Origin of the sequence: Exiguobacterium sp. s80 (assembly GCF_018618725.1) — a bacterium.
Taxonomy (GTDB): Bacteria; Bacillota; Bacilli; order Exiguobacteriales; family Exiguobacteriaceae; genus Exiguobacterium_A; species Exiguobacterium_A oxidotolerans.
Genome location: NZ_JACSMP010000005.1, coordinates 24,635 through 50,445, shown reverse-complemented (window position 1 = coordinate 50,445; position 25,811 = coordinate 24,635). Strand labels below are relative to the sequence as shown.

Here is a 25,811-nt window from a genome sequence, read left to right as displayed (position 1 = left end):
ATGCGTTTCCTCCTAGTTGCGTTTTAGTTGAGCGGCGAACTGAAAATTATTTTTGTTCGTATTTTTAATGTGATACATGGCTTCGTCTGCACGGATCAAAAGGACATTCGAACTTTTTCCATCACTCGGATAAAGCGAAATACCGATGGACGGTGTGACAGACATCGTTTGATCTTTAATATAAAACGGCTCATTGAGTGATGCGAGCAACTTACTCGCAAATGCAGTCGTCTCATCTTCGTCTCGAACGGTGAATAAAATGAATTCGTCTCCTCCTAAACGGGCGACAAGCTCCTCTCCTTGAATTAGTTGTTGTAGCCGGCCTGCGGTTTCTTGAAGTAATAAATCTCCAGCATCATGCCCGTACGTATCATTGATAGCTTTAAAACCATCTAAATCAACAAACAATAACGATCCATGTCGTATGGTAGGGAGGAGAGTCTGCAATTGTTCTTCAAAAAAGCGCCGATTCGGTAAACGGGTCAAAGCGTCATGATTTCCTAATTTCTCCAACCATTGTTCTTGGCGAACATCTTCTGTGACGTCGGATAAAATGATAAAGACACGTTCTTGATCGGCTATACAAATCGACGTCATCGTGTAGATGAGGTCCTCTTCGTCATGGGGGATATAAAACGTTTTTGATAAGGAAGGGACCCCTTTATTGGCATGTAGCGCCTCCATTACTTGTTTGAAAAGACGGACCTGTTCGTCTTTCAATGACTTCTCCATCCATCCTTCTCGAATGGCTGCAGGATTTCCGGATAGAATGTGACTCGCTTGATTTACTTCAAGTACCATTTGCGGATAGGAGAGGAACAGTGCCTTGAATTCTTGTTCGCGTAACCGAAGTAACTCCGTTTTCTGTGAAACGATGGTTTCCAAATTTTCTTGTAGCGAAGTCGTTTCTCGTAAAAGGCGTACATTTTCGCGATAAGAAAAAAGCTGCCGCGTTAAGAAAAGTAAAAAAGTGGTCGCGATTGTGATGAAGTAGAAGCGTGTCGTGACAGGTGAAAACGTGACATAGGTAATTAACAGTAATAGTAAGATGTATGAAAAAGAAGGACGAAGAATTTGTTCAATCCGAAGTAACAATAATTGTTGTTTAGCGATGATCGGTAAATGCCAAGTTACTAGGAAACTAATGAAAAAATAGCTACTCAGCGGATAGAGCGGTAATAAAAGCATTGCGTAAAAAGTAAAATCGTTCAATAAAAAGCTGTAAAATAAAAAGTTGATCATACCTAATAAAAACGTTCCACCCATTAAAAAACTAAAAGCGAACAACGAGACCGGTTTTTTTAAACCGGAAGCATAGAGTAAAAAAAAGAAAAGAGTCAGGAGAATGGTCAAGAATGAATAGATATCCCAGCTGAGCTGCTCCGCGAACGTTCTTGTGTATTCGGGGATGTATTTAAAAATTGTCAAGTATCCAGCAATCATCGCGACAGTAAAAAGTGTCAATGAATCAAGAATTAAAAGCTTTTGTGAACGGAAATGTTCAATATCCAAAAGACGGAATAAAAAAATGGTAATCGTCAAGAGATGGATTGTATAGGGAAAGTCGAGTAGGACGTTCAAATTGACAGACGTGAGCGAAAAGTAACCACTGACAACTCCACCTAAGTCTCCGATGAAATAAGCACTTACAGCAATGAGGATCCATTTAAGTTCTGGTGAAGGTGTTTTTCTATAAAATAAAATGGCGGCACTCGTAATCAATAAAGACCCGACAAAGCTTGAAAAGACGGCTGTGGGTAAGACGAATGAGTTTGGAATTAAAAGAAGGATGGTATACGAGATAATCAAATAAATGACGATTCCTCCTGTCATTCGTTTGAACGCTTTTGACATGAGAAAACCTCCTGTCTAATGAAAGTAACAGTTTAACTATATAATTCATTACCCTCAATTTGGAAAAAACGTACTTGGAACAGAAGAAAAAAGACCGCATTTTTCCGGAAAGGAAAATATACGGTCAAATAGACAATAAATCAAAAACAAATTATTTTTTATAAGATTCGTACGCCTCTATCTTCTCGGACAAGTAAGACCAATAGTCCATCAGTTGATCGAGTTGGGATTTTCCTTGCTCAATCTTTTGATAGAGTTCATTAACTTGCCCGATATCGCTACCTGCCGAAGCGAGCTGTTGTTCGAGTTGCTCAAGCGCAGCTTCCGCGTTTTCAATCTGTGTCTCAATCGTTGTCCAATCTTGTTGTTCCTGATAAGACAATTTTTTCGGGATGTCGGTTGGAGCAGCTACCACTTCTTTTACCTCAGTCACGATAGCTGCTTCAGGTGTCTCATCCTCACGCTGTTCCAGGTAATCCGTATACTGCCCATAATAAGAGACAATCGTACTATTCTCGAACGCAAGTAACCGATTGACGACACGGTCGAGGAAATAACGATCATGACTGACTGTGATAACCGTCCCGGGGAAGGACTCGAGATAATCTTCAAGAACCGACAGCGTTTCTGTATCTAAATCATTCGTCGGCTCATCGAGGAACAAGACGTTTGGTTCATCCATTAAGATCGTCAACAACTTGAGTCGACGCTTTTCGCCACCGGATAATTTACCAATCGGCTTATACTGTGCTTCCGGTTTGAATAAGAACTGCTCAAGCATCTGACTGGCTGTGATTTCTTGACCATCAAGTGTCGTGATCACCTGGGCGATCCGTTCGACTTCATCGATGACACGACGTTCCGGGTGCGTGAACTCGGCGAACTGTCCATAAAACCCAACTTTGACCGTTTCCCCGTGCACGACTTCCCCTTGAGTCGGTTCAAGTTGTTTCGCTAAAATCGACAACAGTGTCGATTTCCCGCTCCCGTTCCGACCGACGATGCCATAACGTTCTTTTCGACCGAATAACCAGCTAAATGATTCGAACAGTGTTCGTTCACCAAATGTATGACCAAGTTCCGTTGCTTCGATGACTTTTTTACCGAGTCGTGTCGAACCGACTTGTACTTCAAGTGTTGCTTCTTCTTCTTCATAAGAGAGTTCTTGGAGTGCATCGACACGCTGAATCCGTGCCTTTTGTTTTGTCGTCCGTGCCTTTGCACCACGACGTAGCCAAGCGAGTTCACGGCGTAAAATGTTTTGGCGCTTCTCTTCCATTGAAGCAGTCCGTTCGCGGCGCTCAGCCCGCTTTTCAAGGAATGACTCATAGTTTCCGACATAAAAATGGGCCGTCCCGTTCGCGATTTCCATCATGTGATTCGTGACACGATTCAAGAAATAACGGTCGTGGGTAATCAACAGAATCGCTCCACGGTATTCCTTGATCTGTGATTCGAGCCAAGTAATCGTTTCTGCATCGAGTTCATTCGTTGGCTCATCGAGTAGTAATAGATCGGCTTCGTCGAGCAAAGCTTCTGCCAAGCCGACACGCTTCCGTTGGCCGCCCGATAACGAACCGATTTTTGCTTCTAAATCTGTAATGCCAAGTCGCGTTAAAATCATTTTAAGGCGAGACTCCGTATCCCAGGCATTTGCGGCATCAATTTCCGTTTGGGCATCGATGAATCGTTTGAGTAACGTTTCATTTGTCGGATCTTGTTCAAGCGCTAAACGAGCCGTTTCATAATGGCGTAAAGCATTGATTGTCGGTGTGTTTCCGGAGAGGAGCACTTCCATCACTGTTTGATCTTCCGGATAATCTGTCGATTGTGAAAGTAAACGTATCCGGTAATCGTTCGGATGATGCAGTTCACCGAAATCAGCTGTCTCTTTTCCTGCTAAAATATGGAGCAGTGTCGATTTTCCTGTCCCGTTGACACCGATAATTCCAATCCGGTCTCCGGGTGTGACGGAAAATGTCACGTCTTCAAAAACGATTTTATCAGCAAATTCTTTTTTTAATTGATCTACTTTAAGTAGCATGTCAGACTCCTTCTACAATATGCTTGATTTGTTGTTCAACAGTAGCGACGAGTTCTTTTTGGGTCATTGTAGCAGGGTCGATGGATGGAAGGATTGTCACATCGACAGTTGCCGGTCGAATCCGACCAGTCTCTTCCATGACACGATAGCTTCCTGAAATGGCAATCGGAACGACGCGTGCACCACTAGATGTTGCTAGGGTGAAGCTACCTGCTTTGAACTCAGCAATCGGTCCGCCTTTCGAGCGAGTACCTTCCGGGAAGATGATCATCGATTGCCCATCTTTGATTGTCTCGACACCGGCACGAATCGCCTTTAAAGACTGTCGGCGATCTTTTCGGTCAATCATGACACATCCCATTAAATTCATCCAGACATTGACGATTGGAATCTTATTGACTTCGATTTTCGAAATAAAGGCTTTGGGTTTTGCGATATGTCCGAGCAAAATCGGAATGTCAAAATTCCCTTGGTGGTTGGCGATGAAGACGACAGGTTGATCAGACGGAATATGTTCTTCCCCTGTCAGACGGACTTTCACTCCAGCTAAGCGAAGGAGCGAATTCGCCCAAACGTGTGCTACTTTTTGTGTATACGCGTAGCGAGCGGCGTGTGTTCGACGTTTTGCGCCAGGCAAAAATGGTAATGTAAGAGGTAATACTAGCCCAAAATGAATGAACCAGATGATCGTGCGTAACATGATGGCATCAAACTCCTTTTTTACTGTGTATTATTATTGTACAAAAAAAGACCAGGTATCGCACCCGGTCTTCTTCTTTATTCCCAGTAACGAGGTTCAGATTCCTCTTCACTCTCGCCGAGTTCGAATGTCAGGCGTCTCGTCGTCGGATCGATGGAAAACGAGGCATTCGTATTATCGATTTGTTTGATTTCCATCGTCTCTTCATCGAGGATGAGTGTCAAACGTACCTTATCTTCATGATCGACGAGTAAAACACCATCTTCTTTTAGCCATAAGTCGATGACAGGTGAGTAACGAAGTGTCCAGCCGTTGGATAGTGGTATTTCATTCATAATGAATCGGTTCCTCCTAAAAACATGAAGTCAAACTCTTTATTTATCATGCTGTTCTGTCGTTGATAATGCAAGTGATGCGACTGTGTCATTTTGTTCGTAAGACAATTGATAAGAGTGTTCCCGTTTCTTCATACGCTCCAACTGTTTTTTGACGCGGCGGTATTGCATATATTCATGATAACCATGATATGTCGTACGAATTAATTGTCTAAAAGATGAAAGTGAAAGACAAATGGATAGGGTGAAGACGAAAATCCCGACTGAATCGGTATAATATCCCGTGATAAAACTAAGGTATGTACTAATGAGACCCGTAAGCGTCGTAAATAAGTAAAAATACACAGTACTTCCTCCTTCGTGTCACTCTACTAAGTGTGTCTAGTAAAGCAATTCGCTAACGAAGCAGGATTTCCTTTATCGTCCAGTAAAAACTCGGAAACAAATAAAAAAATCTACACGATGAGATGTAGATTTTAAGGTGTATCGATTTGTTGGAGTGCAGGTGTCTTTGGAGACAAATCAGTGCTACTCGACCCTTCAGCGAATACAATTCCAATCGTTGCGAGAAATGCGAAAAAAGCGAATACTAACGTTTTTGTAAAGCGTCTTGCGAAAGAACGCGATTGAATGTCATGAAACATATTTTTTCCCCCATATTTACCAAAACTAAACCTTCTTTTTCCTATTCTTTTATCATATCTGTTTTTTTCAAAAAAATCACTTAAATCAGATTCGTTCACAAAAATGTCACAACTGTTCGCTTCCATTTGATGTCGGAGATAGGTTGAAAAAGAGTATAGTATTGAAGGTGATGAAAAGAACTTACGGTTAGTTGAGTGTTTCAGCTTAACCAAGTTAATGAAAGGAGATGACCATAAATGGCACTACGTGCAGGACAGGTTGTCACATTAAAAGTAGAGCGTGAAGCAGAATTTGGTGTGTTTTTAAGTGATGGTACGGAGGATATCTTACTTCATAAAAATGAACAGACGAAATCGCTCATGCTAGAAGAAGAGGTCGAAGTATTCCTTTATCAAGACAATGAAGGGCGTCTCGCCTCATCGATGACGATTCCGGAAGCGTCATTTGAGGATTACGTCAAAGCACCGATTAACGGAACACGTTACAATACAGGTGTTTTTGCGAACATCGGAATTCAAAAGGATGTTCTCGTCTCGCTGGACGATCTTCCGCAACGCCGGACATTTTGGCCGGAAGAGGGAGACGAACTTTACATTCGTTTGAAACATGACCAAAAATTACGTTTGTTAGGTGACCCGGCTCCTTATGCCTATTTCAATCTCAAGGCGCAACCGGCACCGGAAGAGTGGAATAACATGGACGTTGAAGGACTTGTTTTTGCTCAACGCGACCCGGGTGTCAACGTTTGGGTGAACGATCAATCGATTGGTTTTCTACATGAACAAGAGATGGAACGGTGGCCGCGTCTCGGAGAAGTTATGAAATTACGGGTGACAAATGTGAAGCCAGATGGTACAGTATTACTTTCAGCAAGACCACGTGCTCACGAGGCAATCGACATCGATGCGGATTTAATCCTGAACCACCTACTTGAACATGGCGGTCAGATGGCGTATGGTGATAAGACACCTCCTGAGACGATTGATGAGGTATTCGGCCTAAGTAAGGCTGCCTTCAAACGTGCTCTAGGTCGATTGTTGAAAGATAAAAAAATAGAAAAACATGAAACGGGTATTCGGCTAACGAAGTAAGCTAGCCAACTGCACCTACGTTTCGAATAAATAGTTAGGAATTCATCATTTTGGTGGTTGCGGCTGGTTTTAACCGGCGACCATTTCCAAATAAAACCCCATCACTAGTGGGGGCAAGCGGCGCGATTTAAAGCGTTGAACGGTCCGGGCATCATGCCTTTCCCTCGCCCTTATGGCAACGATTATGATGGTGACTTCCCTAAACATTATTATCAGTAGAAATAGCCTCTATCTTTAAGGACGGGCTTCTGCTATAATAGGTAGTCGATTGTATTCGTTACGGTAGCGTCTGTTTAGTGGCAGACGCTTTTCATATGACAAAGGAGAGTATTTAGCATTGACAACATTTCGTGAATTAAATCTTAGTGAGGCACTTATCAAAGGTGTCCTAAAAATGGGCTTTGAAGAAGCAACTCCAATCCAAGCAGAAACAATTCCAGTCGGTCTTAGCGGCGTTGACTTAATCGGTCAAGCACAAACAGGTACTGGTAAAACAGCAGCATTCGGTATTCCGACGATTGAGCGTCTTGACGCAAAATCGCGCCATATCCAAGCGTTGATTCTTGCACCGACTCGTGAACTTGCGATTCAAGTAGCAGAAGAACTTAACCGCATTGGTGAAATGAAACGCGTTCATGCATTGCCAGTATACGGTGGTCAGCAAATCGATCGTCAGATTCGTGCGCTTCGCAAGAACCCACAAATCGTCGTTGCGACACCTGGTCGCCTAATGGATCACATGAACCGTAAAACATTAAACCTTGACCACGTTCAAACAGTCATCTTGGATGAAGCAGATGAAATGTTGAACATGGGCTTCGTGGAAGATATCGAAAAAATCTTAGGTACACTTCCGCCAACTCGTCAAACACTTTTGTTCTCTGCAACGATGCCACCACAGATTCGTAAAATCGCGGATCGTTTCATGACAACACCAACGCACATCAAAGTAAAAGCAAAAGAAATGACAGTCGAAAACATCGACCAATCATTCATCGAACTAAAAGAAAGCCAAAAATTCGATGTGCTTTGCCGCTTGATTGATACAGATTCTCCAGAACTTTCAATCATCTTTGGTCGTACGAAAAAACGTGTTGACGAAATGACGGAAGGACTTATCCAACGTGGATACACGGCGGACGGTTTACACGGTGACTTAACACAAGCGAAACGTGACCAAGTCATTCGTCGCTTCAAAAAAGGAACAATCGATATCCTTGTTGCGACAGACGTTGCAGCACGTGGACTTGATATTTCTGGTGTTACACACGTTTACAACTTTGATGTACCACAAGATCCAGAGAGCTACGTTCACCGTATCGGTCGTACGGGACGTGCTGGTAAAACGGGATCAGCAATCACGTTTGTTACACCACGTGAATTTGGTCAAATCAAAACAATCGAACGTGTAACAAACAAAAAAATGTCACGTCGTCACGCACCGACACTTGACGAAATCTTGGAAGGCAACTTGAAGCTTGCTGCACAAGAACTCATCAAACGTGTAGAAGCGAAAAACTCACAAGAGTATACAACACTCGCGCAAGAACTTCTTGAAGAGTATGAAGCGGTTGAATTAATCGCAGCAGCGCTTAAAGGATTAACGAAAGAGCCGGATGCAACTCCAGTTCAAATTTCGTCAATCGAACCAATCCGTGTCAAACGTTTTGGTAGCAACGGTGGCGGTGGTAACCGTCGTCCTTACGGCAATAAAGGTGGATCAGGTTCTGGTTCTTCTAACCGTGGTGGCGGATACCGTGGCAGCAACCCGCGTGGTGGGGAGCGCCGTGAAGGCGGTCGTCCTTCTGAAGGAAACCGTAGTTCATCGTCATCAGATCGTCGTGAAGGTGGATACGCTGGTCGTAGCAACCGTAGCGAAAGTGATCGTAACCGTGGCGGACGTAAACCACGTTTTGAAAAGTAAAAAATCCGAACCGATTTGTCACAGACAAGTCGGTTCTTTTTTATGAATTCTCATGATAAAATGAGCAATGAAAGATATAGAGAGGGCTGAATCGTTCGTGTATACCATTTATGCAGCAGCATTCATTTGTCTGATTGGACTGCTCATCGCAACTAAAAAAATTAGCGAGCAGACGACAAAAGGACACTTTCGTTATATCCCTTTAGCGACGTTATTGTTTGGCGGGATTATTTTTCTCGTCTTAGCGATTGGTAAGGGTGGTGCTACAGGCATTCAATACGGTGTTCTGAGCATTATCTATTTAACGGCGACATTTGGTGTCTATTTGTACATTGCGTTAAGAAAAGATACAACGTTATTTTAAAGACGGGGCCTCTCTGATTACAGGGTGGTCTTTTTTTTGATAAGATAGAACAAGAGAATAGGGGGGGAGAAGAATGGATGCATTAGATGTCATTGTTCATCCCGAACAGATTGAGGCGTGGTTCCAACCAATTGTTGGAGCGGCACCTTTTAAAGTGGAAGGGTATGAAATCCAATCTCATTTTCGCGGTGAGCCGCTGAAGCCATTTTTTCAAGAAGATGATGTACCAATTGAATACCAGTTAGAAGTCATGAGTCATGTCATTCGCCATGCTTTTCAAAAAGTCCCGGCCGATGCGCATTCATTTGTCTTAATCCGCTGTCGACCTGATTGGTTATTCGAAAATGGTGGTGAAGATTTTTTGAGTATCTTACGTGACGCACAGATCGACTTTCCGGAAGACCGGTTATATGTCACACTGACCGATGTCCAAGTGGATGACTTTGATCGACTCGGACGAATCGTTGCGTACTATCAAAACTCTGGCTTAAAGGTTGCGCTTGATCGTGCGGAGGCGACGAGCTTAGAACGCGTTTTTGCCATGTCGCCGGACATGCTGATTGTCGACTTATCTTCGATGATTGAGAAAAAAACCGTTTCAGCGAGCTATCCGCACCTGTTACAAACGATGGAACACTTATGTGACCAGCTCGGTGCGCCACTTCTTTACAAAAATATCAGCCATCTTGGTCAACTTCGGTATGCATGGCAACATGGTGGGCGCTATTACATGGGAAATCTACTCGGTGAGACGACACCTGACTGGGTGACGACATGCCCAGGCATGGAAATCTTATTACATGAAGTGCCAATGTTCTATAAATATGACCGGGAACAGATGAATCGTTTGTTCCAGCTCGAACAAGACTGGACGATTCGGTTTAATGAGTACTGCCAGTCGTTAAAAGCAGATGAAGCATTGGATGAATGGTTAATTAGGCTGGCCCAAAAGATGGAACCCGAATTCATTCGCTTTTACATCACAGACGCGAATGGCTTTCAAAAATCATCAAACGTTAGTAAAAAGAGCGGTGGATGGAAAACATATGCGTTTTACAAAGGTTATAACTGGAGTTTTCGACCGTACTTCATTCGGACCACGGTTGCGATGGAACGACGGCATACGGGATACCTCTCTGATCGATACGTCGATTTCAGTTCGAGTGAACAAACGCGAACGTTCAGTATGCCGCTAAATAATGGGATGTTCTTATTTGCTGATATTTCAGCAAGTTATTTATATCAAGAACGGTTAAGTGAATAAGGAGGAAATGAAACATGTTGGACTATGATTATGATGCACTACGTGAGATTGGGCGCATCGTCGCCATTGCGCGCGATGAAATGGCGGATGCTGTCAAACCAGGAATTACAACGAAAGAGCTTGATGATATCGGAGCGCGTATTTTGAAGGAACATGGAGCGGAATCAGCACCGATCGTCATGTATGATTTTCCTGGAGCAACGTGTATCAGTGTCAATGAAGTCGCGGCTCATGGTATTCCTGGTGCATATGTCATTCAAGAAGGCGATATCGTCAACGTCGATGTCTCGGCAGTCAAAGATGGCTACTATTCAGATACAGGTAAAACGGTGATTGCAGGCGAAGCGAAGCGTCCTGAGCACGTCCGACTGGTCGAGGTGTCATTGTCTGCCCTTGAAAAAGGACTTGAGAAAGTCAAAGCAGGTACGAAAGTCAATCAAATCGGTAAAGCAATCTATGCGGAAACACGCAAAAATGGCTTTACGGTCATTCGGAATTTAGCTGGACATGGATTAGGAAAAACGTTGCATGGTGAACCGGAGTCGATTTCGAATTACTTCAACCGAGAAGAAAATGATTTGTTGAAAGAAGGACAAGTCATCGCAGTCGAAACGTTTATCTCGACGAGCGACGAATTTTGTATGGAAGATGAAAAGGACGGCTGGACACTGTACACGCCAAATAAAAGTTTGGTTTCACAGTTCGAACATAGCGTCGTTGTCTTGAAGGATGGATACGAAATCTTGACGAAGGCAGACTAAAAAAAGCGTCGTTCCGCAAAGGGACGGCGCTTTTAGAATGCAGAAAAAGTGCTATCGGGAGATCAAGCGTCTTTTTTCGTTGCTTTCCTCGGGAGGAGCAAGCCGTTGCTCCTTAATCCTCACGGACAGGTCTTGCCTGCCTTTGGTAAGTCGCGTTAAAAACGCACTTTTCCCCGCAGGAGTCAACGAAACGTGACGCTTTTTAGGTAATACCGTGACCGATTGCCGCTTTGAAGACGAGGCGAGACAGGGGAGCGCGAACGGATTGCATCTCGATACCGCGTGTTTACGCTTCTTAATGGTTTGTAGACGAAATGATGCCCGGTGGACAAAAGCGGTAGTTTAACAGGCACTACGTGTTGTTATTCTTTTTTTGAGGAGCAATTGCTCCTTCGCGTCTTCAAAGCACGATTTTAGACCGGGTAAGCCGATTTAACCGCTCGAGTGAAACCTCGTGCTCGGCGTATGGAATGTGACCGTTCCCGATTCGATAGTCGACTTCAAGGAGATCTTCGGCGAAATAATGATCGGTTCCAGCCATGTCAATCGGATACGCTAGACCAGGTAGTGTAGCGAAAGCAAGCGTCTGCCGACGCCCGATTCCACTCTCGAACATTCCACCGAGCCAGTACGTCGCTTTATCTCTTAATGCTAGGGCGTTCGTCAAGCCTCCGACGCGTGCCGGTTTAATGTTGATGATTTGACCTGCACCGAGTGAGAGCATTAAGTCAGCGTCAGTGACCGTTTGGATCGATTCGTCCAAACATAAAGGAGTCGAGAGCAGTGACGCAGCATATTGATGCGTCAACCAATCATCTGCCCGAAATGGTTGCTCCATCATGATTAATCCATACTGATCCCAGTCCTGCAGGAGATTCATCTCGGAACGGGTGAAACTTCCGTTGGCATCAAACATTAAAGGCGCATCAGGAAATTGTTTTCGAACGTGCGCTAAGACGGAGGTATCCGTTGGGTCTAGCTTTAGCTTGATACGCTGAAAACCGTCCTGTAACGCGTCCTCAACGGCATGTACCGTCTTGCTGGCTTCCGCGCGACCAAGTGCTTTTCCGCAAGGGATGGCTTTGTTTTCGTCACCCCCGAGATACGTGGCAAGCGTTTGGTTACTCGAACGAGCAAACAATTCATAGACGGCGCCGTCGAACATTGCTTTTGCCATCTGGTTTCCTTGAATCGGGTGAAAGCGTGTTGCGACTTCTGACGGATGATTGAGCGGTCCTTTAAGCAAGCGATAGAGGACGGGAGCTAAGGCATGAATCGAATCTTGTGTCTCCGCGGTATACCAAGGTGTTTCAAAGGCGACACCTTCCCCGTAACCGATGTTGCCTTCTGTGTCCGTCAATCGGAGAATCGTCGTTCGGCGATTACTTAAAGTAGTGAGTGCCGTTTTCATCGGCTGACGGAATGTTAATCGGACATCAAATAATTCTGCGCTTCGAAGTGTGATCTTCATACGAAGTCCTTCAATTGATGGCGCAGCAGTTTACCGTTCGCATTACGCGGTAAAGCGTCACGATAAACATAGGTGACGGGGCACTTATATTTGGCGAGTAACTGACTGATTGCTTGACGGACGACCGATTCATCGACAGCGCTGACGATAAACGCAACAGGGACTTGTCCCCAAGTCGAATCAAAGCGACCGACGACACCAGCTTCCTTGATTCCATCAATCGAGAGCAGGGCAGATTCGACTTCAGCCGGATAGACATTCTCACCGCCTGAAATGATTAAATCGCTTCGCCGATCGAGAACGTATAAATAGCCTTCTTCATCTAAACGTCCAAGGTCACCTGTCTTGAGATAGCCGTCTGCGGTAAAAGATGCTACGGTCGCTTGCTCATCTGAAAAATAACCTTTCATGACGGTCGGTCCTTTGACTTCGATTTCTTGATGGCGTGTGATTCGGATATCGGTCGGAGCAATTGCTTGACCGGCAGAACCGATTTTTCGTAACGCATCTTCCGGCAATAGTGTCGCAATTTGCGAAGCGGTTTCTGTCATCCCGTATGTTTGCATGACAGGAATCTTTCGATCGAGGGCGCGAGTCAAAATCGGTAAAGGGACCGGTCCACCGCCCGTCAAGACGACACGTAAATCATAGCGACGCAACCCTGCTTCAAGCAGCCGATCCAACATGACAGAAACGAGGGAAACATGGGTAATCCGTTCATTTTTAATCCATTCAATCGTTTTCGTCGGGGCGAAATGAGGTTCAAGGACGATCGGGGCGCCGTAGATGACAGCACGGTAAACGACAGCGAGACCACTCATATGAAACAGTGGGGTAACAATTAAGAAGCGATCATCCGTCGAGGAACCGATATGACGTGCTGCATTCATCGCACTTGAAAAGTGATTTAGCATTGTCTGTTCGACTGCCTTAGCCCGACCTGTCGTTCCGCTCGTAAAGAGCATGGATTGGACATAATGTTTTGGCATATGTCGAACGATGATGTCAGGTGCCGTGTTCATATAGTGGAACGGTAAAATCTTGATATCGGTATCTAGCGTCCGGTCGGAGATGACATATTTGACTTGTGCTCGTTTTAATTGATCATCCAGTTCGCGCTGACTTAAGCGGACGTTGAGTGGGACGATTGTTAATTCAAGTAGTTGTGCCGCATGGATGGCAATGATATATGACTGACTTGCAGGACCATAAAGAGCAATCCGGTCACCACGCGAAAGGTGGCTTGCCCAGGCACTTGCTAATTTGTGTGCTGCCGTATATAATTCCTGCCAAGATAAGCGGGCTTGATCTGTGACTAGAGCTAAGTCGTTAGGTTGTTCCTTAGCGCGTGTATAAATCCAAGGGTACACCGGAAATCACATCCTTTCTTCAAGATGATACGAAAAAGGTTCAAACGTCTCACGACATTGAACCTTTTTTCGTATTATGGGAAACGTGGGAATTGACCGAAGTCAGGATCACGTTTTTCTTTGAACGCATCGCGTCCTTCTTTGGCTTCGTCTGTTGTGTAGTAGAGTAATGTTGCATCTCCAGCAAGTTGCTGAATTCCAGCAAGACCATCAGAGTCTGCATTGAGCGCTCCTTTTAAGAAACGAAGAGCTGTTGGTGAATGTTGAAGAATCTCAGAACACCATTGGATTGTTTCTTGCTCAAGATCAGCAAGTGGAACGACCGTGTTGATGAGTCCCATGTCGAGTGCTTCTTGAGCACCGTACTGACGGCAGAGGAACCAAATTTCACGCGCTTTTTTATGGCCGACGACACGAGCCAAGTAACCAGAACCATACCCTGCATCAAATGATCCAACTTTAGGACCTGTTTGTCCAAACTTCGCATTATCAGCAGCAATCGTTAAGTCACAGACTAAGTGTAAGACGTGTCCGCCACCAATTGCATAACCAGCGACCATCGCGATGACCGGTTTCGGGATAACACGAATCAAACGTTGAAGGTCAAGGACGTTCAAGCGTGGGATTTCATCTTCACCGACGTAACCACCATGTCCGCGAACTTTTTGGTCTCCACCTGAACAGAAAGCGAGATCGCCTTCACCTGTCAAGATGATGACACCGACGTTTTGGTCGTCACGCGCACGTGAGAACGCATCGATTAATTCATGGACCGTGTGTGGACGGAACGCGTTGCGCACTTCTGGACGGTTGATCGTAATTTTAGCGATCCCATTCCATTTTTCGTATTTAATGTCTTCATAACTACGGACTGCTGCCCATTCTGGAGCATATTTCATCTAAATTCCCCCATTTGCTTAAGTTAAGAGTAGTTTCTCTACTATTGTAACAAACTTTTCCGGTTGGTCGATATGTGGGGCATGCGTTGCATGCGAAATCTGGTGGATTTTTTTTGAATCCGCCGCTTGTTGCGCAATCTTTTTAAATTTTTCATCGTGTTCCCCGACAATCCATTCAATGGATACGTCTTGAAGACAGGTCCATAAAGACGGCATATTCCCTGTTCCTTGCGCGGCGAGTGAAGCGGCTAATCCCTCTGCTGATTGGGACAAACGCTCCGACCGAATCTGTTGCTGCGCAAAGGACGGTAATTGGCGCTGGCTTGCGAACAGCGGTAACGCTTCCCAGTGCCGGACGAATGCCTCGAGTCCGTCTTCAAGCAACATCTGTTGCAAAAGCCGATCTGTTGCACGCCGGGCACGGCGCTCGTGTGCTGTCTTTAGGCCAGGTGTCGTACTGACAACGATTGTCTTTTGGACTTGCGTTGAACAGGCTGCAAGCATCAAGGCAATCCGTCCACCCATCGAGTAGCCTAACACGGTCCATCGTTCATTTCTTGTCGCAAGTAACGCTTGTAAGTCTTTGACTTGCTCCGTCAAACGCATCCGCTGATACGCAGCAGGCGGCGTCTTTCCATGACCAAGCAAGTCAATCCGATAGACGGTGTAGGTTTCCTGAAGTCGTGCACTGAGCATCGTCCATGTCCCGCTGCTGCCGGTAAACCCATGCAGTAACAACAATGGAGGACCTTGCCCCTCGATTTCGAGATGGTAGTCATGGTCACGTAACTTCATTGAAAGCACTCCGTGAGCGCATGATTCGTCTGTTCCCAAATCGTACGGTGCTTCAGGACGTTCGTCGCACGATCTGTTCGAATCTCGAGAATTCGTGTGACGGTCGTCGGTTCGGTTAACCGTGTTTTCAGTTCGGAAATCGACGTGACGACTTGATGTTTGACCCCATAACCGGCTGCGATATGACTGAAATCGAGATGCTGGGCTGTTCCGAATAACGGTTCGAAGACCTCGGATTCAAGCTGTTGCTGTTGTGGGAGGAAGTTGAAAATTCCGCCCCCGGTGTTGTTGATGAGCAAGATGGTAATCGGACGAGTCCGTGCCATCATCAAGCCATTGACGTCATGAATAAAGGCGAGGTCACCGACGAGCAAGTAGCGTTCCTGTGCATCGTATGTCGCACCGACTGCGCTCGATAAAATCCCATCGATTCCATTCGCACCCCGGTTGGCGAGAAGGCGAAGCGGTGTACCTGCAGGCAAAAACGTATCGATGTCGCGAATCGGCATGCTGTTTGAGACGAATAAGCTGCCTGACGACAAGGTGTTTAAGGCACGAACGACGTTATACTCCGTCAGGTCGTCTTGATCGAGCGTCGTAAAGACAGTGCCGACTGTTTCTTCAGCTCTTTGGATCGTCTTGAGATAAGCAGGATCATGCTCAGTCACGGGTATCCTCAGGAGCTGACTCGGATGCCCGGCTAACAGATTCGTATGCAGTTGCGGAGCACGCCAATTTGCCGCATGACCGACGACCGTCGTCGGAATATCATGTGACCAAAGTAAGTAAGGTTTTGATGTCGGCATTGCTCCGAACCGTAAGATGTGGTCGGGTTTAGCTACTGTTTTGACTGTCTCATTTTTTAGCCACGTATCATAGAAGGCAAAAACGGTGTCTGTTTTGTACTGACGTCCTTGACTCAGGGGATCCGCTAATACGGGGATTCGCGAGTGTTTCGCGTAATCCAAAATAATTTTTGTATCGACCGTCGAAAGTTGTGGTCCGATGACAATCAAAAGACGCTTTGTAGATAGAAGAGCTAGGAGCTCGTCAGTCGTCATTTGCTCGGCAAAACGGGGGAGTGTTCCGACAGTTCGCCCAGTCCGCAATGGATCAAGCTCCGGAATCAACGGTTCGCGTAGCGGGACATTGATATGGACCGGTCCGGCCGGTTCGGTCATCGCCAACAGGACGGACCGCGTTGCAACATGAGCGACATACGATAGACTTTGTTCCTCGGGTAAAGGTAAATCGAATGCATGACGGACTTGTTTTCCGTAAAGACCGACTTGATCGATGACTTGTGGTGCTCCAACCCCACGCAATTCGTGTGGTCGGTCAGCGGTCAAAACAATCAACGGGAGTTCAAAAATGTTTGCTTCCGTGATGGCGGAAAAATAATTCGTCGCAGCTGTCCCGCTCGTACAAATCAAAGCGACGGGACGTGTCTGTTCTTCCGTCCGTGTTAATCCTAAAGCAAAAAAACTAGCCGACCGTTCGTCAACGAGGACGTGGGTACGGCTAGACGGGTGAAGAAATGCAGCAATCGCGAGTGGTGTGGAGCGAGAGCCGGGACTGATTACGAAATCCCGTACCCCGCTAGCGACGAGCGTATCGATTAATGTGTGCATCCACTTAGTCAACATAAACATCATCCTTTTCTAACGTGCACAGATGTGAAAGAGCTTGAAGCATCGGTGAAAGTTTCGTTTCCGTCTCTTCTAGTTCGCTCGTTAGTTGTGACCCGTCGACGAGTCCGCAACCGGCATAGAGAATTGCCGACCGTTCAGTGAAAAGACCTGACCGGATGGCAACAATGAATTCACCGTTTTCTTGACCGTCCATCCACCCGACAGGAGAACCGTACCAACCGCGTTCGAATGTTTCAATCTCACGGATGGCTTGAACTGCTTCTAGTTTAGGTTCGCCACCTAAAGCAGGCGTCGGGTGTAATTTTTCGATAATCTGCAGCAACGTCACATCCGGTGACAACGTAGCAGTAATCGGTGTATACAGGTGCTGGATGTGGCGGTTCTTAAGCAACATCGGCTGATCCGGTTTCTCGATTCGAGTCGATAAATCGTGTAACGTACTCGTGATGGAGTCAACGACGATTGAGTGTTCGACACGATTTTTTTTATCTTCGAGCAACTCGAGACCGAGTGCATCATCTGTTGGTTCGACTTCGTGACGTGGCGCAGAACCAGCGACGGCAGCTGTTTTAATTTGGTTTCCTTCTTTTAAGACGAGTCGTTCTGGTGTAGCTCCGAGGAACGCCTCGTCGACGGTCGGCTGGAAGAAGAAAACATAACTTCCCGGTTGAGACTGCTCGAGTTCGCGGACGAGTCCGGCAAGGTCGACGGCCTGATCCATTTCGTACACGACCTCACGGGCCAACACGATTTTCTTTAACGATGTTTTTAAAAGTTGTGTCGCTTGATGGAAAGACGCTTCAAAAGCCTCATTCCCGTCGCGAGTCATTCGGATCCGAGTCACGAAACGACTTGTTTTTGGTTGGTGTAACTCGGCGTAATCGGAAGCGAGTTGATTGAGTGTTTTTTCAGCGTTTGACTGAGGGTCGACGATCGCGAATAGTGTAACGGTCGTCCGTCCATCCCGTTCTAAGAATAAAAACTTTGGAACTGTCATCGAGGCTTCTCCAAAGGAAGACCAGCGATAATCGGGGTTTTTGAGTTCGCTGAACGAAAAACCGCAAAACGCAAATAAATCATCACCCACATGATCGCGGTTGAGATTCGACCATTTGGATTGAATTCGTAAAAATCGGTCGTGTCCTGACGCTTTTAACTGTTTCGCAATACCGAAACCGATGGCACGCATCGATCGGTCGGGTGTCGTAAAGTAATAGCGTTCTTTTGTTCCGTACGTCAATGAATTGACGTCTTGCGCTTCGATTTCCCATGAATAAGAAGCGATTATAGAGCGCTGGTATGCGTTCGCATGACCAACGGCCTGTTCAATACGTTGTTTAAGCTCTTGTTGAGCGTAAGCCATACCGCTCATTGCCCCCTAGTCTGTAGATACTGTGATACGTTTCACTTAATCTAAGTGTAAACTTTTTGTTGAAAAAAAAGAAGGAATAAGCTATCTTTCATTGAGCATTGACAGCAAAAAACGAAACCCGATACACTTAGACGGGAAAGGGGTTTATTATATGAATAAATCAATCGCCGTATATTGGCGAATGACACGGCCACATACATTAACAGCGAGTTTTGTACCGGTCGTCGTGGGGACGGCTATCGTCGCACCACGTATCGAGTCATTAAGACTCGATCTATTTTTTGCGATGTTGATCGCATCGGTGTTGATTCAAATCGCAACGAACTTATTTAATGAATACTATGACTACAAGCGGGGACTCGACAATGAAGAGTCGGTCGGCATCGGTGGTTCAATCGTCCGGGACGGATTCAAGCCGGGGACGATTCTTGCCTTCGCCTTATCACTCTATGGCATTGCTGCACTGCTTGGGATTTATCTCTGTCTTGAGACAACATGGTGGCTGCTCTTAGTCGGACTTGTTTCGATGTTCGTCGGTTACATCTATACCGGGGGACCGCTCCCGATTGCATACACGCCGTTCGGGGAAATCGTCGCCGGATTCTTCATGGGGTACGTCATCATCGCCATTTCGGCTTATCTCCAGATTGGCTATGTCCCGACGGAAGCGGTCGCGATTTCAGTGCCAGTCGCGATTTTGATTGGATCGATCTTGCTAGCGAATAATATTCGTGATCTCGACAACGATAAAGTGAACGGAAGAAAAACGATTGCTTGCCTCGTCGGTCACCGGGCGGCAGTCTACGTCCTGATCGCCTTTTTTGTTGCTGCCGTCATTTCGTTAATCGTTGCCGTCGTTGCGTTTAACGTTTCCTGGTTCGCGTTACTTGCCTTACTGAGTATTCCATTGATGATCAAGGCCGTGAAGCTGTTTTGGGACGACCTTGAACCACAAGAATTGATGCCGGGAATGGCGCAGACGGGAAAAGTAAATACAATTTTCGGATTGTTGCTTGCGATTAGCTTGACGTTCGCTAACTTCTAAAATAATACCTTTAAAATATCCTACTGCCGTGAATACGGGCAGCAGGGTATTTTTTTGCCATGCACGAGTTACTCGTAAGAGTAGGATTGGTTGTCACAGATTTAAAATTTTACTATAATTGAAGCAATGTGCCTGAAATATTCGAGTGGATACTCGGGAATCATGAATTTTTTTTAGAGGTGGAACTGGAATGAATAAAATCGCGGTAATCGGAAAAGTATTCGTCGACATAAAAGGAACTTCGTTCGCTCCATTGCATAAGGATGCGAAAAACGTTGGAGACATCACGTTTTCAAATGGTGGTACAGGACGGAATGTAGCGCAGAACTTAGCCGTTCTCGGGAATGATGTTCGCTTTATCTCGACGGTTACGAACGACCAAATCGGTGTCGGCGTGTTGGAAGAACTAAAATCATACGGTGCAAATGTGGATCACGTCGAAATGCTTGACGACAACGGAATGGGTATGTGGTTAGCCGTCATGGATAACGAGGGTGACCTCCAGACATCGATTTCAAAGCAACCTGACGCAAAATTATTAGAAGAAGCGATTCTTCGCCAGTCCGTCTACGCCCTAGATGGAGTCGATGCAGTCGCGATCGATTTAGATTTATCCGTGACCGTTTTAGAACGGTTGATTCATCTCTGCCGAAAAATGGAGTTGCCGTTGTTCGGAGTGTGCGGACACCTCAGTGTCATCGAACGGAATCGTCACCTTTTGCAAGGATTCACAGGATTTATCTGCAGCCGCGAAGAAGCAGAAATCTTATCTGATTTATCAATCGTGACGGTTCAGGATGCGCTTCATGTGGCAAATGAACTGGCGAAAAAAGGGGCACCGTTCACAGTCGTGACGATGAGCGAGCTTGGTGCAGTCTATGTTGATCGCCGAAGTGCGACATCTGGTCACATCGGAACAAAAAAAGTGAAGGTCGTCGATTCGACTGGAGCGGGAGACTCATTCTTCTCAGCTGTTTTGTCGGAGTTAACAGACGCAAAAAAAGCAGAAGACGCCTTAACGCTCGGAATGAAAGTCGCGGCCGAAGTCATCGCTTCTACAGAAAACGGCTTAGTTCCTGAGATGTTAGAGACGATTCGATAAGTAACCGGACTATGTCTAATGTAAATGTGGGGAGGATAGCCATGCCAATACAACGAAGTGCCGTCATCATTTTGAATGAAGCAGATGAGGTTGCCTTGATTCGCCGGGATAAACAAGACGTGACGTATTACGTTTTCCCCGGAGGTGGTCTCGAAGAGGGGGCGACGCTCGAACAAACGGCGATTCGGGAAGCTCATGAGGAATTAGGTGTCGATGTCGAACTCGAAGGGGTAGCAGCAATCGTTCGTTTTAACGATTTAGACAATCCATATTACTGGGCGAAAATCACGGGTGGAGTATTTGGTACAGGGACTGGAGAAGAGTTCGAAGATACATCATCTGGGTATACCCCGCTTTGGGTCAAACGTAGCGAACTAAAACAGTTACCGGTTCGTCCGACTTCTCTCGTCAAGGAATTGTCAGAGATGACAGAACGATTTTATGATATTCGACTAGAAGATATTTGAGGTTTTAGTTGAACTAAACAGGGAAATAAATAGGAAGATGATGAGGTAGTCCTAGACTGCCTCTTTTTAATTAAGGAGAGATGATGAGGATGGCGCATACACGTGACCCAAAAGGGTTAGCACTTAATTTAAAGCAGCGGATGTCTGATCATAACATTACAGACTACGCTGGAACGCTCGCCTATTATTGGTTTTTATCGATTTTCCCAGGTATCATTTTTGTTATTTCAGTATTATCATTTTTCGATATTGACCAGCAAACACTTGAATCGCAACTTCGCGATTTAGCACCGGGTGGATCAGTGAATACATTCACGGATGTCATCTTCCAAGCAATCAAAGAACCTCAAGGTGGTCTGCTCTCGATTGGTGCGATTTTAGCGATTTGGTCAGCATCTAAAGGTGTCGATCGTTTGATTACAACTGCCAATCACGCCTATGGAGATTTTTCTCCACGGAGCTTTGTTGCTTCGCGTGGAATCGCCTTAATCTTGACGGTCGTTCTCGGGATTGGGATGTTATTGCTAATCATCTTAAACGTCCTCGGTGGTCCGATCATTAGTTACTTAGCAGATTTCGTTTTACCGATTGATATGGGGCAAAAAGTTCTCTTGACGGTCCTTCGGTATACAATCTCGACAGTATTACTGATTGTCATCTTATCCATCTTTTATCGTGTTGCACCAAAGCGTCCGATTACGATGAAAGAGGCGATTCCAGGTGCCGTGTTCGGTGTCATCGTTTGGCAATTGCTGTCCGTTGGATTCGGATTTTACGTATCGAACTTCTCGAATTACAACCAGACGTACGGTTCACTCGGGAGTGTCGTCATCGTTCTCTTATGGCTCTACTTCACAGGATTGATTATTTTACTGGGTTCAGAATTAAATGCTTCATGGGAACGTTTCATGAAGAAGGCTGATCCGAAAAAAATGGAAGAAAAACGTCTGAAAGAACAAGCGGATCTCGACTCGATTCCGACGAATACGTTCGGGTGATAAAAAAAAGACTCTAAAAACCGGTTGCTCGGTTTTTAGAGTCTTTTTTAGTGAATCACTGAATTAAGCTGCGACTTTTTTTAAGCTGGCAGTCATCTCTACAGGTGTGGGAGCGTCTTTTTGTAAAAGACGTAAGCCGTTGAGGATGACGAGAATCGTCGATCCTTCATGCCCGACGACAGCGAACGGCATGATGAGAAATTGAGAGAGATTCGAGGCAATCAAGATTAAGATGACGCCGATTGCGAGCGTGATGTTTTGTTTGACGACACGGTTCATTTTCCGTGCCTTATTGACAGCGTAAGCGAGACGACCTAAGTCATTTTTCATCAAGACTACATCAGCAGTCTCTAATGCAGCATCTGTTCCTTCGCCCATCGCGATTCCGACATGAGCAAGGGCAAGCGCAGGAGCATCATTGATTCCGTCACCAACCATAGCGACAGTTTGTCCATCTGCTTGGTATTGTTTGATGTAGTTTACTTTATCTTCAGGTAGACATTCTGCGACAAACGATGTAAGACCGGCTTCTTCTGCAATTGCAGCTGCCGTGACAGGGTTGTCGCCTGTCAGCATGATCGTCGTGATGCCGAGCGAGTTGAGAGAAGTGATGGCTGCTTTTGCTTCAGGACGAATCGTATCACGGAGTGCATAGAGTGCAACGATGGATTCGCCGTTACTGACGTAGACCATTGTATTTCCTTTTTCTTTTAATGTTTGTTCCATCGAGCGAAACGGGTCATTTAAGCCTTCATGGAAACCATATTTCCCAATACGATACGTCACGCCGGAAACCGTCGCTTCAATGCCGTATCCTGTCACGTCTTTAAAAGCAGACGGTTCTTGCGTCTCGATTTGAAGATGATCGACAATCGCTTGAGCGAGCGGGTGATTTGATTGCGCTTCGATCGAGGCGACGGCTTGTTTGAGCAAGAACTGATTAGCATCCTCTGCATAATGACTTTCGGTCACAATCGGTTTACCGGTCGTGAGTGTACCTGTCTTATCAAAGACGATCGTGTTTACTTGACCTAACGTCTCAATATGGGCGCCCCCTTTAAACAGGACACCGTTCCGGGCAGAAGCTGCAATGGCTGATAGGGCAGCTGGTGTGATTGAGGCAACGAGGGCGCAAGGTGACGCAACAACGAGTAAAATCATGGCACGATAGATGCTTGTTTCAAAGCTCCAACCGACAAGATAATGTGGGAGAACCATCATCAATGTGACGACGACAAGGACGACCTTGACATAACGACTTTCAAACCGCTCAATGAACTGAGCAGAAGGTGATTGTTCACTTTGCGCATTTTGAACCATATGGATGATTTTTTGGAACAACGATTCATCAGCGGCTTTCGTCATCTCAATCGTCAAGACGCCGTTCATATTGACGGTTGAGTTGTAAACCGTGTCACCGGTCCGTTTTTCGACAGGAATGGATTCACCCGTAATCGAAGCTTCCTCAATCGCGGCTTGACCACGAATGATCGTCCCGTCTACGGGAATTCGTTCACCGGGACGGACATAGACGATATCACCAACCGAGAGATGTTCAATTCCGATGACTTCAAGTTTTCCGTCTGCGTTCAATCGTGTTGCTTCTTCTGGTTGTAGTGACATCAGGCTTTGAAGAGCACGTTCGTTTTTGTTCATCGTATACGTTTCAAGCGCACCGGATAACGCGAAGATGAAAATTAGGATCGCACCTTCCATCCAGTAGCCGATGGCTGCTGCACCGATTGCTGCTAAAATCATCAACAATTCAACATTCAATGTTCTTTCTTGATACGTTTCTGTCAATCCTTCTTTAGCTTTCGCATAGCCTCCGATCACATAGGCGGATAAGTAAAGTGTGACGTAGACAGTTGCCGGAATTTGTAGTTTTTCGAAAGCGTAAGCAATTAAAATTAATATTCCGCTAAAGAGTGCTAAAATCAATTCGTGATGCTCCTCGATAGCATGACGAATTGCGGAACGCTGATGAGTATCGGTAGTAGTAGAGGTAGTCATAAAAAAGCTCCTTCCAAATTATAAATGAGAAATGAAATCATTATATTAAAACAATGAGAATGTTTATTACCAACGTTTTTAAGTCAATGATAATGAGTTTCATTGTCGCTAGATTATAATTATTATTATCTGTAAAGTTACTATACCATGCCTCAGTGAAAAGAAACAGGGAAGGAAACTGAAAAAAATGAAAAAAATCTTAACCCATCCGGTCGGGATGGTTGTTTTTGCATTGTTTACGACACTTTTATGGGGGAGCGCCTTTCCGTTCATTAAAAAGAGTTATGAACTTTTAGCAATCACATCTTCAGAATATGGAGAGCAGTTATTGTTTGCGAGCTATCGCTTTTTTCTGGCAGGAGTTTTATTGCTCATCGTCAGCGTCCTGATTTTTAAACAGCCGATTACTTTGAAAAAGAGAGCGTATGCCTATAGTCGTCTTGGATTCTTTTTGACCTTTTTACAATATGTCTTCTTCTACATCGGGTTGTCATTATCGACAGGTGTCCAAGGCTCAATCATTGCCGGTTCAACATCGTTCTTTCAGATGTTACTTGCACACTTTCGTTATGAAGACGACCGCTTGAATCGTTTTAAAGGACTAGCGTTGTTCTTAGGGTTCACGGGTGTCATTTTAGCAAACTGGCCACAAGGGTCGGCGGGTGTCACGTTCGGCGTCGGTGAGATTTTGTTGATTTGTGCAATGATCTCAGGGGCATTTGCTAATTTGATTGCGAAAGAATATTCAGCTGCTTATCCGGTCGCACCGATGACGGGCTGGGCAATGGTGATTGGTTCGATCGGCCTGTTCATCGCAGGTGCGGTGCTGAATGGTCAATGGTTCCCGTTCCACTTCACACAAACGACGGCCTGGATGTTGCTTTACCTCGCCTTTTTATCAGCGACGGGCTTTACACTTTGGAATTTACTGATGAAGTACAATCCTGTTAGTCGTGTTTCATTATTCATGTTTTTCGTTCCGATTTACGGTGTCAGTCTGTCGGCCCTGATTCTCGGTGAGACGATTCCGCCGCAAGCGCTCCTTGGATTGCTTTTTGTTGTATCAGGGATTCTTGTCTCGACGTATCTTCCAGTCTGGTTTCAAAAGCGCAGTTGACGAAGAATCTGAATCGTGTGAAAATAGTCTCAATTAAAGTTTCATTCTTAATCGTTCGTTGCTGAAGCCGACTTGTTCGGCTTTTTCTGTACGGTCATAAAACACCGATTCGGCCTTGCCAAAAAGGCTAGTATGACTAGAAAACGAGAGGAGATGAGAAAAGTGGAACGTAATGAGATCGTTCGAAAGATCATGGCAAATCGCCGTCCCCGGGATGAGTTCGCTCGGTTCGTCGTAACGTGCGTCAGCCAGCAACTCAAGGAAACCCATGGCGAGGTCGATGTGGAAATTATTGAGGCGGAAAAGGGGTACGATTCAGTTTGGTCGATCAATGGTCGAGAGGTCATCGTGTTATTGGAGACGGAAGAGTTGAAGCAAGCAAAAAATCAACCGTACGCAATCGATGAAAAGCTCTGGCAACGTTTTCGACAAGTCGGAATCGTCAAGTGATACCGTCTCGTGAATAGGAGTCATCGAATTACGATGGACTGAATGAAAAATAAACGCTAAACAATAAAGGGAGTGTCG

General features: G+C 45.5%; 24 protein-coding genes. 11 read left to right on the top strand and 13 right to left on the bottom strand.

The genetic code is table 11. The annotated features are described in order from the left end of the window. Positions 1–12: 12 nt before the first annotated feature. From KNP94_RS10490 to KNP94_RS10465, 6 genes are all read right to left on the bottom strand, one after another. Complete coding sequence (locus KNP94_RS10490; RefSeq protein ID WP_088836400.1) at positions 13–1,854, bottom strand: GGDEF domain-containing protein; 1,842 nt, start codon at positions 1,852–1,854, stop codon at positions 13–15. A gap of 151 nt (positions 1,855–2,005) precedes the next feature. Continuing rightward, positions 2,006–3,898, bottom strand: a complete 1,893-nt coding sequence (locus tag KNP94_RS10485; protein ID WP_088836401.1) for an ABC-F family ATP-binding cassette domain-containing protein — start codon at positions 3,896–3,898, stop codon at positions 2,006–2,008. A 1-nt stretch (position 3,899) separates the two neighbouring features. Beyond that, positions 3,900–4,598: a lysophospholipid acyltransferase family protein gene (locus tag KNP94_RS10480; protein WP_088836402.1), complete on the bottom strand. Its 699-nt coding sequence runs from the start codon at positions 4,596–4,598 to the stop codon at positions 3,900–3,902. 77 nt (positions 4,599–4,675) lie between these two features. Next, entirely contained in the window at positions 4,676–4,933 is a 258-nt protein-coding gene (locus KNP94_RS10475; protein WP_029332738.1) for a hypothetical protein, read from the bottom strand. Positions 4,934–4,972: 39 nt separating this feature from the next. After that, entirely contained in the window at positions 4,973–5,278 is a 306-nt protein-coding gene (locus KNP94_RS10470) for a hypothetical protein (protein ID WP_088836403.1), read from the bottom strand. A gap of 131 nt (positions 5,279–5,409) precedes the next feature. Next, positions 5,410–5,577, bottom strand: coding sequence for a hypothetical protein (locus KNP94_RS10465; RefSeq protein ID WP_204251421.1), 168 nt, complete (start codon positions 5,575–5,577; stop codon positions 5,410–5,412). A 237-nt stretch (positions 5,578–5,814) separates the two neighbouring features. Here KNP94_RS10465 and KNP94_RS10460 point away from each other — a divergent pair, with 237 nt between their 5' ends. From KNP94_RS10460 to map, 5 genes are all read left to right on the top strand, one after another. Then, on the top strand, positions 5,815–6,669 hold the full coding sequence (locus tag KNP94_RS10460; RefSeq protein WP_029332740.1) for a S1-like domain-containing RNA-binding protein: 855 nt from the start codon (positions 5,815–5,817) through the stop codon (positions 6,667–6,669). 337 nt (positions 6,670–7,006) lie between these two features. After that, complete coding sequence (cshA, locus tag KNP94_RS10455) at positions 7,007–8,593, top strand: degradosome RNA helicase CshA (protein ID WP_088836404.1); 1,587 nt, start codon at positions 7,007–7,009, stop codon at positions 8,591–8,593. A gap of 97 nt (positions 8,594–8,690) precedes the next feature. Next, the gene (locus KNP94_RS10450; RefSeq protein WP_029332742.1) at positions 8,691–8,957 is read left to right on the top strand and encodes a hypothetical protein; all 267 of its coding nucleotides are present in this window, start codon (positions 8,691–8,693) and stop codon (positions 8,955–8,957) included. 73 nt (positions 8,958–9,030) lie between these two features. Then, the gene (locus tag KNP94_RS10445; RefSeq protein WP_214766642.1) at positions 9,031–10,221 is read left to right on the top strand and encodes an EAL-associated domain-containing protein; all 1,191 of its coding nucleotides are present in this window, start codon (positions 9,031–9,033) and stop codon (positions 10,219–10,221) included. A 14-nt stretch (positions 10,222–10,235) separates the two neighbouring features. Next, positions 10,236–10,982 carry a type I methionyl aminopeptidase gene (map, locus tag KNP94_RS10440; RefSeq protein WP_088836406.1) on the top strand — a complete coding sequence of 249 codons (747 nt, stop codon included), beginning with the start codon at positions 10,236–10,238 and terminating at the stop codon, positions 10,980–10,982. A 400-nt stretch (positions 10,983–11,382) separates the two neighbouring features. Here the strand turns inward: map and menC are convergent, their stop codons facing one another. The 6 genes from menC to KNP94_RS10410 form a co-directional block, all read right to left on the bottom strand. Beyond that, on the bottom strand, positions 11,383–12,453 hold the full coding sequence (gene menC / locus KNP94_RS10435) for an o-succinylbenzoate synthase (protein WP_215115627.1): 1,071 nt from the start codon (positions 12,451–12,453) through the stop codon (positions 11,383–11,385). Then, a complete protein-coding gene (gene menE / locus KNP94_RS10430) occupies positions 12,450–13,823 on the bottom strand; it encodes an o-succinylbenzoate--CoA ligase (RefSeq protein ID WP_215115626.1) in 1,374 nt (457 codons plus the stop codon). Before menE ends, menC begins: the two co-directional genes overlap by 4 nt. Before the next feature lie 74 nt (positions 13,824–13,897). Beyond that, positions 13,898–14,722, bottom strand: coding sequence for a 1,4-dihydroxy-2-naphthoyl-CoA synthase (gene menB / locus KNP94_RS10425; protein ID WP_029332747.1), 825 nt, complete (start codon positions 14,720–14,722; stop codon positions 13,898–13,900). A gap of 18 nt (positions 14,723–14,740) precedes the next feature. Next, positions 14,741–15,517 (bottom strand): 2-succinyl-6-hydroxy-2,4-cyclohexadiene-1-carboxylate synthase, encoded by a 777-nt coding sequence (gene menH / locus KNP94_RS10420; protein WP_088836409.1) that lies wholly within the window; start codon positions 15,515–15,517, stop codon positions 14,741–14,743. After that, positions 15,514–17,163 (bottom strand): 2-succinyl-5-enolpyruvyl-6-hydroxy-3-cyclohexene-1-carboxylic-acid synthase, encoded by a 1,650-nt coding sequence (menD, locus tag KNP94_RS10415; protein ID WP_214766634.1) that lies wholly within the window; start codon positions 17,161–17,163, stop codon positions 15,514–15,516. Before menD ends, menH begins: the two co-directional genes overlap by 4 nt. Then, on the bottom strand, positions 17,153–18,532 hold the full coding sequence (locus tag KNP94_RS10410) for an isochorismate synthase (protein ID WP_214766632.1): 1,380 nt from the start codon (positions 18,530–18,532) through the stop codon (positions 17,153–17,155). The genes menD and KNP94_RS10410 overlap by 11 nt, the downstream gene beginning before the upstream one ends. A gap of 160 nt (positions 18,533–18,692) precedes the next feature. Here KNP94_RS10410 and KNP94_RS10405 point away from each other — a divergent pair, with 160 nt between their 5' ends. The 4 genes from KNP94_RS10405 to KNP94_RS10390 all read left to right on the top strand — a co-directional run bounded on the left by KNP94_RS10405 (position 18,693) and on the right by KNP94_RS10390 (position 22,153). Then, positions 18,693–19,586: a 1,4-dihydroxy-2-naphthoate polyprenyltransferase gene (locus KNP94_RS10405; protein WP_088836412.1), complete on the top strand. Its 894-nt coding sequence runs from the start codon at positions 18,693–18,695 to the stop codon at positions 19,584–19,586. 190 nt (positions 19,587–19,776) lie between these two features. Continuing rightward, positions 19,777–20,688 carry a guanosine-inosine kinase gene (locus KNP94_RS10400; RefSeq protein WP_029332752.1) on the top strand — a complete coding sequence of 304 codons (912 nt, stop codon included), beginning with the start codon at positions 19,777–19,779 and terminating at the stop codon, positions 20,686–20,688. Between the two features lie 41 nt (positions 20,689–20,729). After that, positions 20,730–21,155, top strand: coding sequence for an NUDIX hydrolase (locus KNP94_RS10395; protein ID WP_088836413.1), 426 nt, complete (start codon positions 20,730–20,732; stop codon positions 21,153–21,155). Between the two features lie 89 nt (positions 21,156–21,244). Further along, on the top strand, positions 21,245–22,153 hold the full coding sequence (locus KNP94_RS10390) for a YihY/virulence factor BrkB family protein (protein WP_088836414.1): 909 nt from the start codon (positions 21,245–21,247) through the stop codon (positions 22,151–22,153). A gap of 63 nt (positions 22,154–22,216) precedes the next feature. Here the strand turns inward: KNP94_RS10390 and KNP94_RS10385 are convergent, their stop codons facing one another. Then, positions 22,217–24,166, bottom strand: a complete 1,950-nt coding sequence (locus KNP94_RS10385) for a heavy metal translocating P-type ATPase (protein ID WP_214769994.1) — start codon at positions 24,164–24,166, stop codon at positions 22,217–22,219. A gap of 187 nt (positions 24,167–24,353) precedes the next feature. On the opposite strand from KNP94_RS10385, the gene KNP94_RS10380 reads away from it, so the two are divergent. Together KNP94_RS10380 and KNP94_RS10375 are read left to right on the top strand one after the other, a co-directional pair. Further along, a complete protein-coding gene (locus tag KNP94_RS10380; RefSeq protein WP_214802446.1) occupies positions 24,354–25,283 on the top strand; it encodes a DMT family transporter in 930 nt (309 codons plus the stop codon). 162 nt (positions 25,284–25,445) lie between these two features. Further along, complete coding sequence (locus KNP94_RS10375; protein WP_029332757.1) at positions 25,446–25,733, top strand: hypothetical protein; 288 nt, start codon at positions 25,446–25,448, stop codon at positions 25,731–25,733. The last annotated feature ends 78 nt before the right edge of the window (positions 25,734–25,811 follow it).

Bases quoted from the DNA above. Each gene is read 5' to 3' on its own strand.
- KNP94_RS10395 (WP_088836413.1), top strand. From the start codon at position 20,730: ATGCCAATACAACGAAGTGCCGTCATCATTTTGAATGAAGCAGATGAG.
- KNP94_RS10390 (WP_088836414.1), top strand. From the start codon at position 21,245: ATGGCGCATACACGTGACCCAAAAGGGTTAGCACTTAATTTAAAGCAG.
- menD (WP_214766634.1), bottom strand. From the start codon at position 17,163: ATGTTGACTAAGTGGATGCACACATTAATCGATACGCTCGTCGCTAGC.
- KNP94_RS10460 (WP_029332740.1), top strand. From the start codon at position 5,815: ATGGCACTACGTGCAGGACAGGTTGTCACATTAAAAGTAGAGCGTGAA.
- menH (WP_088836409.1), bottom strand. From the start codon at position 15,517: ATGAAGTTACGTGACCATGACTACCATCTCGAAATCGAGGGGCAAGGT.
- KNP94_RS10465 (WP_204251421.1), bottom strand. From the start codon at position 5,577: ATGTTTCATGACATTCAATCGCGTTCTTTCGCAAGACGCTTTACAAAA.
- KNP94_RS10385 (WP_214769994.1), bottom strand. From the start codon at position 24,166: ATGACTACCTCTACTACTACCGATACTCATCAGCGTTCCGCAATTCGT.
- KNP94_RS10445 (WP_214766642.1), top strand. From the start codon at position 9,031: ATGGATGCATTAGATGTCATTGTTCATCCCGAACAGATTGAGGCGTGG.
- KNP94_RS10400 (WP_029332752.1), top strand. From the start codon at position 19,777: ATGAATAAAATCGCGGTAATCGGAAAAGTATTCGTCGACATAAAAGGA.
- KNP94_RS10485 (WP_088836401.1), bottom strand. From the start codon at position 3,898: ATGCTACTTAAAGTAGATCAATTAAAAAAAGAATTTGCTGATAAAATC.
- KNP94_RS10480 (WP_088836402.1), bottom strand. From the start codon at position 4,598: ATGTTACGCACGATCATCTGGTTCATTCATTTTGGGCTAGTATTACCT.
- map (WP_088836406.1), top strand. From the start codon at position 10,236: ATGTTGGACTATGATTATGATGCACTACGTGAGATTGGGCGCATCGTC.
- menC (WP_215115627.1), bottom strand. From the start codon at position 12,453: ATGAAGATCACACTTCGAAGCGCAGAATTATTTGATGTCCGATTAACA.
- KNP94_RS10410 (WP_214766632.1), bottom strand. From the start codon at position 18,532: ATGGCTTACGCTCAACAAGAGCTTAAACAACGTATTGAACAGGCCGTT.
- KNP94_RS10380 (WP_214802446.1), top strand. From the start codon at position 24,354: ATGAAAAAAATCTTAACCCATCCGGTCGGGATGGTTGTTTTTGCATTG.
- KNP94_RS10475 (WP_029332738.1), bottom strand. From the start codon at position 4,933: ATGAATGAAATACCACTATCCAACGGCTGGACACTTCGTTACTCACCT.
- menB (WP_029332747.1), bottom strand. From the start codon at position 14,722: ATGAAATATGCTCCAGAATGGGCAGCAGTCCGTAGTTATGAAGACATT.
- KNP94_RS10405 (WP_088836412.1), top strand. From the start codon at position 18,693: ATGAATAAATCAATCGCCGTATATTGGCGAATGACACGGCCACATACA.
- KNP94_RS10490 (WP_088836400.1), bottom strand. From the start codon at position 1,854: ATGTCAAAAGCGTTCAAACGAATGACAGGAGGAATCGTCATTTATTTG.